The organism is Mesorhizobium carmichaelinearum (genome assembly GCF_900199455.1).
Taxonomy (GTDB): domain Bacteria; phylum Pseudomonadota; class Alphaproteobacteria; order Rhizobiales; family Rhizobiaceae; genus Mesorhizobium; species Mesorhizobium carmichaelinearum.
In genome coordinates this window covers 1-13023 of sequence record NZ_FZQR01000042.1, presented here as the reverse complement: position 1 = coordinate 13023, position 13023 = coordinate 1, and the positions used below count along the sequence as shown (strand labels likewise).

The 13023-nt window shown below is 64.8% G+C and carries 10 protein-coding genes and 1 pseudogene; 6 read left to right on the top strand and 5 right to left on the bottom strand.

Annotated features, from left to right (window positions below):
* The first annotated feature begins 66 nt into the window (after positions 1–66).
* Positions 67–1662: a F0F1 ATP synthase subunit beta gene (gene atpD, locus CKW40_RS38155; RefSeq protein ID WP_095204819.1), complete on the top strand. Its 1596-nt coding sequence runs from the start codon at positions 67–69 to the stop codon at positions 1660–1662.
* A gap of 110 nt (positions 1663–1772) precedes the next feature.
* On the top strand, positions 1773–2180 hold the full coding sequence (locus CKW40_RS38150; RefSeq protein WP_095204818.1) for a F0F1 ATP synthase subunit epsilon: 408 nt from the start codon (positions 1773–1775) through the stop codon (positions 2178–2180).
* 53 nt (positions 2181–2233) lie between these two features.
* On the opposite strand, the gene CKW40_RS38145 is transcribed toward CKW40_RS38150, so the two are convergent.
* Positions 2234–3733, bottom strand: a complete 1500-nt coding sequence (locus CKW40_RS38145) for a mannitol dehydrogenase family protein (protein ID WP_095204817.1) — start codon at positions 3731–3733, stop codon at positions 2234–2236.
* Between the two features lie 138 nt (positions 3734–3871).
* On the opposite strand from CKW40_RS38145, the gene uxaC reads away from it, so the two are divergent.
* The gene (uxaC, locus tag CKW40_RS38140; protein WP_095204816.1) at positions 3872–5281 is read left to right on the top strand and encodes a glucuronate isomerase; all 1410 of its coding nucleotides are present in this window, start codon (positions 3872–3874) and stop codon (positions 5279–5281) included.
* A 22-nt stretch (positions 5282–5303) separates the two neighbouring features.
* Complete coding sequence (locus CKW40_RS38135) at positions 5304–5642, top strand: cupin domain-containing protein (RefSeq protein ID WP_095204815.1); 339 nt, start codon at positions 5304–5306, stop codon at positions 5640–5642.
* A 135-nt stretch (positions 5643–5777) separates the two neighbouring features.
* Here the strand turns inward: CKW40_RS38135 and CKW40_RS38130 are convergent, their stop codons facing one another.
* The 3 genes from CKW40_RS38130 to CKW40_RS38120 all read right to left on the bottom strand — a co-directional run bounded on the left by CKW40_RS38130 (position 5778) and on the right by CKW40_RS38120 (position 8955).
* Positions 5778–6803, bottom strand: coding sequence for a glycosyltransferase family 9 protein (locus CKW40_RS38130; protein WP_143748467.1), 1026 nt, complete (start codon positions 6801–6803; stop codon positions 5778–5780).
* Positions 6804–6986: 183 nt separating this feature from the next.
* Positions 6987–8408 carry a coniferyl aldehyde dehydrogenase gene (locus tag CKW40_RS38125; protein WP_095204813.1) on the bottom strand — a complete coding sequence of 474 codons (1422 nt, stop codon included), beginning with the start codon at positions 8406–8408 and terminating at the stop codon, positions 6987–6989.
* A gap of 94 nt (positions 8409–8502) precedes the next feature.
* A complete protein-coding gene (locus CKW40_RS38120; RefSeq protein ID WP_095204838.1) occupies positions 8503–8955 on the bottom strand; it encodes a GNAT family N-acetyltransferase in 453 nt (150 codons plus the stop codon).
* A gap of 155 nt (positions 8956–9110) precedes the next feature.
* Between CKW40_RS38120 and recQ the strand changes: the two genes are divergently transcribed.
* Complete coding sequence (gene recQ, locus CKW40_RS38115; RefSeq protein ID WP_095204812.1) at positions 9111–10946, top strand: DNA helicase RecQ; 1836 nt, start codon at positions 9111–9113, stop codon at positions 10944–10946.
* A gap of 32 nt (positions 10947–10978) precedes the next feature.
* Here the strand turns inward: recQ and CKW40_RS38110 are convergent, their stop codons facing one another.
* On the bottom strand, positions 10979–11749 hold the full coding sequence (locus CKW40_RS38110) for an SDR family oxidoreductase (RefSeq protein ID WP_095204811.1): 771 nt from the start codon (positions 11747–11749) through the stop codon (positions 10979–10981).
* 572 nt (positions 11750–12321) lie between these two features.
* Between CKW40_RS38110 and CKW40_RS38105 the strand changes: the two are divergent.
* Positions 12322–13023 (top strand): annotated as a pseudogene (locus CKW40_RS38105) (hypothetical protein); the annotation flags it as partial.

Genomic DNA, 13023 nt, shown 5'->3' with positions numbered 1-13023 from the left:
GGTTCGCGGGTCAATCTGCCCGCGACCGGACCGCGTAAGAAACAAAGGACGAAAAGGGTAAAGACGATGGCGAAAGCAGCGACCCCCAAGACGGCAGCCCCCAAGGCCGCAGCCGCGAAGACCGCAGCCCCCGCGAAGGCGGCCAAGGCTCCAGCAGCAGCCGCTAAGGCAGCTCCAGCCAAGACGGCGGCAGCGCCCGCCAAGGTCGCCGCGGCCAAGACCTCGGCCGTTGCCACCAAGGCAACCGGGGTCGTCGGCAAGGTCCGCCAGGTCATCGGCGCCGTCGTCGACGTGCAGTTCGGCGATCACCTGCCGCCGATCCTGAATGCGATCGAGACCACGAATGTCGGCAACCGCCTCGTGCTCGAAGTTGCCCAGCATCTCGGCGAGAACACCGTGCGCTGCATCGCCATGGACTCCACTGAAGGCTTGGTGCGCGGCCAGGAAGTGCGCGACACCGGCGGCCCGATCTCCGTGCCGGTCGGCCCGGGCATGCTCGGCCGCATCATCAATGTCATCGGCGAGCCGGTCGACGAAGAAGGCCCGGTCGATGCGACCGAGATGCGCTCGATCCACCAGCCGGCTCCGGCCTATGTCGAGCAGTCGACGGAAGCGCAGATCCTGATCACCGGCATCAAGGTGCTCGACCTGCTGGCACCTTACGCCAAGGGCGGCAAGATCGGCCTGTTCGGCGGCGCCGGCGTCGGCAAGACGGTGCTGATCCAGGAACTGATCAACAACATCGCCAAAGCGCATGGCGGCTATTCGGTGTTCGCCGGCGTCGGCGAGCGCACCCGCGAAGGCAACGATCTCTATCACGAGTTCATCGAATCCGGCGTCAACAAGAAGGGCGGCGGCGAAGGGTCCAAGGCGGCTCTCGTGTACGGCCAGATGAACGAGCCGCCGGGCGCGCGCGCCCGCGTCGGCCTGACCGGCTTGACGGTTGCCGAGTATTTCCGCGACCAGGGCCAGGACGTGCTGTTCTTCGTCGACAACATCTTCCGCTTCACGCAGGCGGGTTCGGAAGTGTCGGCTCTGCTCGGCCGTATCCCGTCGGCCGTCGGCTATCAGCCGACGCTCGCCACCGACATGGGCGCGCTGCAGGAACGCATCACCACCACCACCAAGGGCTCGATCACTTCGGTGCAGGCCATTTACGTGCCGGCCGACGACTTGACCGATCCGGCGCCGGCGACCTCGTTTGCCCACCTTGACGCGACGACGACGCTGAACCGCGCCATCGCCGAGAAGGGCATCTATCCGGCCGTCGATCCGCTGGATTCGACCTCGCGCATGCTCGACCCGCTGGTTGTCGGCGACGAGCACTATGCTGTCGCCCGCCAGGTGCAGTCGATCCTCCAGCGCTACAAGTCGCTGCAGGACATCATCGCCATCCTTGGCATGGACGAGCTGTCGGAAGAGGACAAGCAGACCGTGGCCCGCGCCCGCAAGATCGAGCGCTTCCTGTCGCAGCCGTTCTTCGTCGCCGAAGTGTTCACCGGCGCGCCTGGCAAGTTGGTCGATCTCGCCGACACCATCAAGGGCTTCAAGGGCCTCTGCAACGGCGACTACGATCACCTGCCGGAAGCCGCCTTCTATATGGTCGGCGGCATCGAGGAAGCGGTCGAGAAGGCACAGCGCCTGGCGGCTGAAGCGGCATAATCAAGGGAATAGGGAGTAGTCAGTAGTCAGTAGTGAGTAGCAGCTGGGTAATTGGGCAATTGTCCTCTTTCCCTACTTCCTACTCACTATTCCCTACTCACTAAATTGACATGGCTGAAGCTTTCAAATTCGAACTGGTCTCGCCGGAGCGCCTGCTGGTTTCCGAGCAGGTCGAGTCCGTCGTCATTCCGGGCGCCGAAGGCGAGATGACCGTGATGGCGCATCACGCGCCGGTCATGACCACCATCAAGCCGGGTGTCGTAACGGTGAAGACCGCGTCGGGCGGCGAAGAACGCTATGTCGTGTTCGGTGGCTTCGCCGACATCGTTCCGGCCGGCTGCACGCTGCTGGCGGAATCGGCTGTCGCCGTGAAGGATGTCGACCGGGCCGATCTCGCCCGCCGCATCCAGGAAGCTAGGGAAGACGCCGCCGACGCCAAGGACGACCAGGCGCGCAGCAAGGCGGAACAGTTCCTTAGCCAGCTCACCACGCTGGAAGGCGCGCTTCTGCCGGCCTGAGGTCCGCATCGAGTGACTTGATAAAAAGCGGGGCCTTGCCTCGCTTTTTTGTTTTAGATGCCCAACGCAGCGAAGGCCAGTGTCGGGCCGTCCCGCCGCAGGTGCACCAGATGCACCGCCGTGAGTTCGATCAGCGTCTGGCGTTCGGCGTGATCCTTCGCGAAACCGGCCAGGTCGAACACCGCCGTCACGGTTTCGTTCGCCGGTAGCTGCTGTTCCAAAAGCGCCGTCAACGCTGCGTCGAGCGGATCGGTGAAATGGTTTTCGGGCAAGGTGTTTCCACGCGCGGCGCAGGCAGCGATCCAGGCCGCCACCACCAGCGTGAGATATACGAACTCGGTACCGGCTTCGAGGCACTCGATGGCGGACGCGATGATGCGCTGCGGCAGTTTCTGGCTGCCGTCGTTGGCGATCTGCGCGGTGCGATGGGCAAGCGCGGTGTTTGAAAAGCGCTCGGCAAGCTCGGCTGTGTAGGTTGATGTATCGAGCCCGGCATCCTCCGGCAATGTCGGGATGGCCTCGGCCCACAGCCCGTCGACAAATTGCCGGATCGCCGGATCGGCGAAAGCGCGGTCCACGGTGTCGTGGCCGCTGAGCAGGCCGAGATAGGCGATGCCTGAATGCGCGCCGTTGAGGAGCCTGAGCTTCATGTCCTCGAAGGGACCGACATCCCCAACCATGGTGACGCCGAACTTTTCCCAGGCCGGCCGGCCGGCCGGAAAATTGTCTTCGACCACCCATTGGCGGAAGGGCTCGGTCATCACAGGCCAGGCATCGTCGACGCCGAGTTCGCCGGCGACGCGTGCCCGATCGACGTCCGTGGTTGCCGGCACGATGCGGTCGACCATGCTCGAGGGAAAGGCGACCTGGTTTGCGATATGGTCGGCGATTGCGGTACCGTCCGCCGTGGCGAGGCTGGCATCGCGCAACGCGGCGAATTCGGTCAGCAGCCGATGCAAGGTGGCGCCATTGGCGGGCAGGTTATCGCAGCACAGCACGGTGAAGGGCGGTGTGCGGGCGGCCAGTCTCCGGGCAAGCGCCTCGGCGAGAAAACCATGCGCGGTCTTCGGTATATGCGGATTTGCCAGATCGTGGATGATGTCGGGATGAGCGGTGTCCAGCCCGCCGCCCGCGGCCCTGAGATAGGCCTTTTCGGTGATGGTCAGCGTGACGATGCGGGCGCGCGGATCGGTCAGCGCGGCCAGCACGGCGCCCGGGTCTTCCGGCGCGACAAGCATCGACTGAATCGAGCCGATGACGCGCAGCTCCTCCTCACCACTGCTGCGGATCGCCAGCGTGTAGAGCCCGTCCTGCGGCGACAGCGCATCGCGCGTGTCGGGGCTGCGCAAGGAGACGCCGATGATGCCCCACTCCGTCTCGCCCGCCGCCAAGCACTCGTCGACATAGGCGGCCTGATGGGCGCGATGGAAGGCGCCGACGCCGAGATGCACGATGCCGGGGGCAACCTTGCCGCGATCATATGCGGGAATTTTGGTCCCGGCGGGCAGCTTCTGTAGCGTGGCGTCGGACAGATGGCTTCTGGTCATCACCATACCGGGACTAGGGACTTTGGATGACAGGCGGCGTAACACCTGTTTGCGCCTGCCGCAAGGATGCCGCTTTGCCAGCACACATTGACTTCGCCTTGGCCCGAACGTACCGGTATCCACACTGGAAGGAGCCGCTTTCCCATGGTCGCGCTGACCGATCCGGACCTGCTGTTTCCCTCCGAAGCGCATCCGCGCTCGCTTGCCCGCGACCTCTACGCCGGCGTCAAGAACCTGCCCATCGTCAGCCCGCATGGTCACACCGATCCGCGCTGGTATGCGCTGAACGAGCCGTTCCCGGATCCGGCGCAACTGCTCATCGTGCCCGATCACTACATCTTCCGCATGCTGTTCAGCCAGGGCGTGCGGCTGGAAGATCTCGGCGTGGCGAGCCTGGACGGCGCTCCGGTGGAGACCGACGGCAGGACGATCTGGCGGCGCTTTGCCGAGCACTATTACCTGTTTCGCGGCACGCCGACCCGGCTGTGGCTCGATCATGTGCTGGCGCATCTTTTCGGCATCGAAGAGCCGCTGAATGCCGCGACGGCCGACCGCCATTACGACACGATCGCGACGGTGCTGCAGTGGGAGAATTTCCGTCCCCGCGCCTTGTTCGAGCGCTTCAACATCGAGGTGATCGCGACGACCGAAGGCGCGCTCGACGATCTCAAATGGCATAAGATGATCCGCGACAGTGGCTGGGAGGGCCGCGTCGTCACCGCCTATCGGCCGGACGCGGTTGTCGATCCCGATTTCGAGGGGTTTTCGGCCAATCTCGACCGGCTCGGCGAGATCACCGGCTGCGACACCGGCAGCTGGACCGGCTATCTCGACGCGCATCGCCAGCGCCGCGCCTTCTTCAAGAGTTTTGGCGCGACCTCGTCCGACCACGGCCATCCGACGGCCGAGACCGCCAACCTTTCCGACGCGGCGGCGCAGGAGCTGTTCAACCGCATCCGCGGCGGCTCGGAGGACGAGCGCGAGCGCAAACTGTTCCGCGCCCAGATGCTGACCGAGATGGCCAAGATGAGCCGGGATGACGGGCTGGTGCTGCAGATCCATCCCGGCTCGTGGCGCAACCATTCGCCTGACGTTTTCCGAAAGTTCGGCCGCGACAAGGGCTTCGATATCCCGACCCGGACCGACTATGTGACGGCGCTGAAGCCGCTGCTCGATTGCGTCGGACTGGAACGTGACCTGACCGTCATCCTCTTCACGCTCGACGAGAGCAGCTACGCGCGCGAGCTGGCGCCGCTGGCCGGTGTTTACCCGGCGCTGAAGCTCGGGCCGGCCTGGTGGTTCCACGACAGTCCGGAAGGCATGCGCCGCTTCCGCGAGATGACGACGGAGACGGCCGGCTTCTACAACACTGTCGGCTTCAACGACGACACGCGCGCCTTTCCCTCGATCCCGGCGCGTCACGATGTGGCGCGACGGGTCGACTGCGCCTTCCTCGCGCGGCTCGTCGCCGAACACCGGCTGCGTGAAGACGAGGCGCATGAGCTGGTGGGGGAATTGGCCTATACGCTGGCGAAGAAAGCCTATCGGCTCTGACGCATGCGTCCGCGATGAGGAGATGACGATGACGAAGATCTTCGCGCATGCCGACGAGGGTGCTTGGACGCCGACGCCGGACGGCAACAGGCGACGCGTTCTCCTCTCCACCGATGAGTTGATGCTGGTCGAATTCGGCTTCGACAAGGGCGGTGTCGGCGCCCTGCATTCCCACCCGCATGTCCAGTCGAGCTATGTCGCCGAAGGCCGCTTCGAGGTGACCATCGGCGGCCAGACCGAAATCCTCGAAACGGGTGGCAGCTTCATCGTGCCGTCCGGTCTGGTGCATAGCGTCAAGGCGCTGGAAGCGGGGCGGCTGGTCGACAGTTTTACGCCGCACCGGGCTGATTTCCTCGCCTGAGGGCAACCCCGGCCGACTTCGTGCTCTCTTTCGAAATGAAAAACCCGCGCCCTCAGAGATGGCGCGGGTTTGTTGCCTGGGCGCTGACGCGCCGCGGTACTCAAAACATCACCGCAGGACCGGAAACCTGCCGGATCATGGTGAATATAAACTTAATGCACGAGCGCCGGCATGGTCGCGACGGCCGGCGGCAAGCAAGCGATGCGTCGCCTCGAGAATGGCCTCGACCGGCGTGTCCGAGACGTAAGCCGTTCGTCCGCGTTTCGGCGCCGTCACCACCTCGACGGTGTTCGATAGCGGCCGCCACCGCTCCAGATTGGCGCCGTTGTTGACGATCACCGTCGGCGTCATGACCGTGGCGAACAGGTGACCCAGGCCGCCTTCCATGCCGACATAGGCGGCGGCCATCTCGCCGAGCGCCAGCAGGAGGTCGCCGAACGCCTCGACATCGAGCCCAAGCTCCGGACCGACCACCGAAAGACGGCTCTCCCTGGCGACAAGGGCCTGCGGCGTCGGTCCGTCGCCGGGTGTCACCAGATAGAGTACCCGATAGCCGGCATCGATGAGATTGCCTGATATGGCGGATATCTGGGCCTCGCTCATGAATTTGTCGCCCCTGGCGTTGCCGCCAAGCAGGACCAGCGGACGGTCACCGGCACCGCGCAGCCGGCGCGCCAGGGTCCGGGCGGCCGGCGGGACATCGAGCCTGTGGTCGAATGGCAGGTGCCGGCCGGCGAGGCGCTCGATCAGCCGGTGGTAGCGCCAGGCATTGTGTTCGGGCCGCAAGGTCCATCTGGTGCCCCAACGCAGTGACAGGAGATAGCCGGCAAAATTGGGCTCGTAGTGAACACCGCGGCCGAGAAGCTGCAAGCCGGTCACCATCAGTCCGGGGACACCCGTGCGGAAGTCGACGACCGTCTTCTGTCTGCGCGGCTCTGCGAATTCAGCGAGAATGTCGGAAAGCGGCTTCATCCTGAAGTCGTCGACGAGGGGAGCGGCATGCTTGCGCAACATGCCCGTGAGCGAAGACCTGCCCTGGCAGCCATAGACGATATGGCTTCGCGAAAAGGCCGTTCTTGCCGCCCGCAAGGCCGGTATCCTCAGCAATCCGTCCCCGTCGTTGCGGACGTAGAAAATCAGCAGCGGCGCGGGCAAATCCATGGCCATGCGGATCCGTTAGGGTATGGCGTCGAGAAGGGAGCCAGCTTCGGAAAGAATGCAAGAAGACAGCAAATCCCGGCTGAATCCAGAGGGAATATGCGTCAGACGTGACATAATGAGCGATACCAACTGGTATCGCCGCCGCACCGTCTCGTCATTCCGACGTTGAGGCGGGGACGTCGCTCAGGTGATCCGTTGAAGCAGGCCGAAAAGCCGCTCGAACGTCTTGCCATAGGGCGGGCGCAGCAGGGCGCCGGCGCTCAAGCGCGACTGCAGGAAAACCGGCTTCTCCTTGCTGAAGGTGCGGAACCCCCATTCGCCGTGATAGGCGCCCATGCCGCTTGCGCCGACGCCGCCGAAGGGCTGGTTCTCCTGCACCAGATGCAGCATGCAGTCGTTGATGGTGACGCCGCCGGCGACGGTCTCGCGCAGGATGCGCTGGCGGTTGGTGCTGTCGTTGCCAAACCAGTACAGCGCCAGCGGCCGGTCGGCCTGATTCACATGGCTGATCGCCTCATCGACGGTGGCGTATTCGACGATCGGCAGCACCGGGCCGAAAATCTCCTCGCGCATCAACCGCAGGTCCGGGCCGGCGTTGCTGACCAGGGTCGGCAGAAGCTTGCGGCTCGTGGCTCCAAGGTCTTCGCCGGCCGGGTTGATTTCGGTGACGTCGGCGCCAGCATCGCGGGCTTCCGCGATCATGGCGCGCAGGCGCTGAAAGTGGCGGTCGCTGATGATGGCGGTATAGTCCGGGTTGTCGCGCAAGGTGGGGTAGAGCCGCGCCACCGCGGTTGCAAGCTTGGCTGCGACCGTGCCGGCCTGTCCCTTGGGCACCAGCAGATAGTCCGGCGCAATACAGGTCTGCCCGGCATTGAGCAGCTTGCCATAGGCGATGCTGGCTGTTGCCGCATCGAGATCGCAGGAGGGGTCGAAAATCGCCGGCGACTTGCCGCCGAGTTCGAGCGTGACCGGGGTCAGATTGGCGGCCGCGGCCATCGCGACATGACGGCCGACCGCGGTCGAGCCGGTGAACAGCAAATGATCGAACGGCATCGACACAAAGGCCTTGCCCATCTCGGCATCGCCAGTGATGACGCTGAGTTCATCCGGGGCGAAATGCTCGCTGGCCAGTCTGGCGAGCAGCTCGGAAAAAGCTGGTGTCAGTTCGGAAGGCTTGACCAGCACGCGGTTGCCAGCGGCAAGCGCTGCCGTGACCGGTGCGACGGCAAGCTGGAACGGATAATTCCAGGGCGAGACGATGCCGACGACACCAAGCGGCTGCGGCAGGAGGCGGTTTTTGCCCGGCAGGAACGGCAAGGTGGTGGCGATACGGCGCTCGCGCATCCAGCCTTTCAGATGAGACAGCGTGTGGCGGATGCCGGCGCGCACGACAAACATTTCGGCGAGGCGCGTCTCGTGCGCCGAGCGGCCGCCGAAGTCGGCGTCGATCGCGGCGCAGATGTCGGCCTCATGGCGCTCGGTCAGGGCCAGCAAGCGTTTCAGGCGGTCTTTCCGGACGCTCAGGTCGGGAAAGGGCTGCTTCTCGAAGGCGGCGCGCTGCAGCTTGAATCGTTCGCCGAGGACGTCCTGTCTCACCTGCAGCATCGTGCCCTCCCTGGCTCGTAGGCCCAAGCTTACATCGCAGCGCGAAGGAATCCAGCGGGGGCGTAGGTGTCGCAGGGGAAGGTGCCATGACACCCTAAGTCAGCGCGCGCTCCATGATGATGGTGCGTTCCTCGCCGTGATAGCTGTCGCGCACCGCCTTGAAACCTAGCCTGGAGTAGAAGACTTCGGCGGTCAGGGATGAAGGGACGGTCAGCGATTTGACCCCGTTCTTTTGCGCGGCCAACTCGACCTCTGCCATCAGTCGCCTGCCAACACCTCGCCCCTGAACATGGGGAGCGACGAACACGGTTCTCACCACCTCTCCATCGAGGCTGGCGGTTCCGACGATCCTATCGGCTATAGTGGCGACAAAGACTGTGCGCTTGCCGATCAGTTTCAGCACGGCGGACGGACTGAAGCTTGGCTCCACACGCCGGATGATGTCAGGCCCATAGTCCCTTGTATTGCTTTCCCGCAGAGCCTGCAGGATCACCGCGCTGATATCTGCGGCGTCGCTTTCGCGAGCAACGCGAACCTCGCATTCCATTGCGGCCCTCCTGAGATTGTCTGGCCACGTCGCCTGTTCCGGTTGTGTTCCGAGGATAGCTGCGCTACTCCAAGGCGTCATGCGGAGAGTCTCTTGATCGCTTCCCACATCCTCTCCAATTCCCGAAAAATCGCTTCCCGTCCGGTGTCCGTCTGATGTCGGCGCAGACAGCGAGCCTTCGGGCCGAGGATTCCAAGCGGCGCGTCCTGAAGGACGTGTTCGGCTTCGACGATTTCCGCCCCGGCCAGGCCGATGTCATGGACGCGCTGCTCGGCGGGCGCCATGTGCTGGCCGTCATGCCGACAGGTGCCGGCAAATCGCTCTGCTACCAGGTTCCGGCGCTGGTGCTGGGTGGGCTCACTTTGGTCGTGTCGCCGCTGGTGGCGCTGATGCAGGATCAGGTCGCCGCCTTGCGGCTGGCCGGAGTGGCTGCCGATACGATCAATTCCTCGCTCGACCGCGAGGCCAATGTTGCTGCCTGGCGCCGCGTGGCATCGGGCCAGACGCGCCTGCTCTATCTGGCGCCGGAGCGGCTGATGACCGAGCGCATGCTCGAGGCGCTTTCCAGGCTCGAAATCAGCCTGATCGCCATCGACGAGGCACATTGCATCTCGCAATGGGGGCCGGCGTTCCGGCCTGAGTACGAGGACCTGTCGCGGTTGCGGCACATCTTCCCCAACGCGCCGATCATCGCGGTGACGGCGACGGCGGATGAGAGCACGCGCAGCGACATCGAGGCACGGCTGTTCGCCGAGCGGGTCGAAACGCGGGTGCTGGGGTTCGACCGGCCCAACATCAAGCTGGCCATCGAATCCAAGCAGGACAGCAAGCGGCAATTGCTGCGTTTCATCGAGCGTCACCCGGGCAAGAGCGGCATCGTCTACTGCCTGTCGCGCAAGAAGACGGAAGAGATGGCGGCCTTCCTCGAGAAGAACGGCGTCACCGCACTCGCCTATCATGCCGGCATGAGCAAGGAGGCGCGCGAGGCCAATCAAAACGCTTTCATGACGCTGTCCGGCGTCGTCATGGTGGCGACCATCGCCTTCGGCATGGGCATCGACAAGCCTGATGTCGCTTATGTCTTCCACACCGACATGCCGGGCAGCCTGGAGGCCTATTATCAGGAGATCGGCCGTGCCGGCCGCGACGGGCGCAAGGCCGAAGCGCATATGCTTTACGGCCTTGGAGACATCCGCATGCGACGGCTGTTCATCGACGACGAGGACGCGTCGGTGGAGCACAAGAAGCGCGCGCATCGCCGGCTCGATACGCTGATCGGCTATTGCGAGACGGCGCAGTGCCGGCGCCAGGTGCTGCTTGGCTATTTCGGCGAGGAAGCCGAGCCTTGCGGCAATTGCGACAACTGCGTCGACCAGGTGCCGCGCGCCGATGGCGCTGCCGAGGCACGCATCATCCTGGCAGCTGTCGCGCAGAGCGGCGAGCGCTTCGGCGCCGCCCATGTCATCGACATCCTGCTCGGCCATGAGACCGAGAAGATTTTGGCCCGCGGTCACCAGAAGCTCGCCTGCTTCGGCAGCGGCGCGGCGCAGAAGAAGGATCTTTGGCTGTCGCTGATCCGGCAGCTCGTCGCGAACGGTTTCCTGGAGCCGGATCCGAGCGGCCATGGTGGCCTCGCCATCGCCGAAAAAGGCCATGCGCTTGGCCGCGGCGAGGTGCCGTTCCACTACCGTGTCGAGATGCGCAGCCGCGCCTTGCGCAAGATGCGAGCGGCCGAGGGTTCGGGTGCCGAAGGCGTCGATGCTTCGCTGCTGGCCACGCTCAAATCCCTGCGGCTGCGCCTCGCCAAAGAGCGCCAGGTGCCGGCCTATGTGGTGTTTTCCGACCGCACGCTGATCGACATGGCCGAACGCCGCCCGCGCGACCTCGACGCTTTTGCCGAAGTGAATGGCGTTGGAGGGGCGAAGCTCAAGGAGTTCGGCGCGATTTTTCTGAAGGCGATTGCCGGACATCGGTCCGACGGATCGGTCTGAAAACCCTCACCAAATTCCTGGCCGTGCAAGCGTCACATCTGTATCGACATGCCGCCATCGACGGTCAGGACGTGGCCATTGACGAAAGACGCCGCGTCGCTAGCGAGGAAAAGCGCGGCGCCGGCGATCTCCTGCGGCCGCCCCCAGCGCTGCAGCGGAACACGCTGGCGGGCGAAGGCGACCAGATCGGGGTTTGCCGCCATCGCCGCATTGGTCTCGGTGGCGAACATCCCCGGTGCGATGGCGTTGCTGGTCACGCCGTGGGCGCCATATTCGACGGCGATGCTGCGCATCAAGCCGGTCAGTCCCTGCTTGGCGGCGGGGTAGATGGCGTCGCCGGGCCGCGCCATCTCGCCGACGATCGAGGTCACCGCGATCAGCCGGCCATGGCCCTGGGCCTTCATGATCTCCGCCGCATCGCGCGACAGCGAGATCGCCGACAACAGATCCGTCCTGATCAGGTCAAGGATGTCGTCGTCGTTGAAGGCGGCAAGCGGCCGCCTGTCGCGGGCGCCGACATTGTTGACGAGGATGTCGAGCCGGCCTCGGGTCTTGCTGATCTCTGCGATCATCGCGCGGCCCGCCCCGATGTCGGCGACGTCGAAGACCGCAGCCTGCGCACTGCCGCCATTTCCGGTGATGGCGGCGACGGCGCCGTCGAGCGTCGCTTCGGTGCGTCCGCTCACCACGACATGGGCTCCGGCTTCGGCAAAGGCGCGCGCAATCTCGAACCCGAGCCCGCGTCCGCCGCCGGTGATCAGGGCCACACGCCCCTCCAGGGAAAATCGGTCGAAAATGCTCACAACAGGTGGCCTCTGCACGCATGGGACGGGAACCGATCCCATGCGGCAATCGGCGGCTTATTCTCAAACCTACCGTTCAATCGAAGCCGGTCAAATGAACTTAATGCGCGGGCGAATGCGTTTTGCCTGGCAGCACCGGCCCAGGTGATGGTCTCCGGTCGCGCGCGCTGATCGAAATGGCCGAGCCGTCCGAAATCAATGGCGTTCGTGCTGCCAGACTCAAGGAGTTGGGCGAGGTTTTTCCAAGTGCGATCGCGGCGCATGAATCCGAAGCTCGACGGCACTATTTTTTGCAGACTGTGCCGCTTTTTTATGCACTACTTGGCTCATCTGGCCGGTTACTTCTATGATCCTGTTGCCGGCAAGCAACAAGCCAAGATGAAAAGCCCGCGGCGCGAATGCCGCTCTTGCTCTCTCAGATGTCTGGGCTCTCTACTGAAAGTGGCGCACGGATTCTCGTTCAAAGCCTTCATAATCATGATGAGACACGCCTTGGGTCGTTGCAGTCGGCGCACCTGGCCGATGTTGTTGTGCCGATAGGGCGCGCGACGGTCTTTTTTTGAGGGCAAGGCATGTCTGGCGTGACATTTTCGGGCGCGGCTCGTCGATCGGGCCGTGCAAAAGTTCTCCTTGCCACAACGTCCGTAGCGGCTCTGCTGCTGGCCACGCTGCCAGCGGCAGCCGACAACCTGCTGGTCGGCAGCGGCGGTGACGGAGGCTTTAGCACCTGGGGCAACGGCGGCGGCGGCGGAATCGGCGGCGGCGGCGGCGGCATTGGGTCGCAAACGTCCGGCGGCACTGGTGGCGGCATCAGTGGCGTCGGAGGTGGTGGTGCGACGGCTGCTGGAGCTGGCGGCGGCGGTGCGCTTGGCGGTGCCGGCGGTAACGGCGGGCACGCTGCTGGCGGCGCGAGCCCTGCCTTAGTGGTCCCCGGTGGCGCTGCCGGAGTCAACCCGGATGGATCGGGAGCTAACGGCGGTGGCGGCGGCCTTGGCGGTCTCTTGGGTGGCGGCGGCGGCGGCGGAACCTTCTTTGGCGGCGGCGGCGGCGGCAGGGTGGTCGACGGTGACGGCAACGACATTTCGGGCAAGACACCGGATGCCGGTGCGAGTGGCCTCCCTTCGCTTATCCTGACCAGCAGCGGAAGCTACGAGTTCGTCGGTGTGGGTGGTGGCGGCGGCGGCGGTAGCTGGGACCGCGCCGGCGGCGACGGATCCGCGGGTGACCTTACCGTCTGGGGTGTCGCGCTGACCGTGAGCCGCTCGATTCTGGTT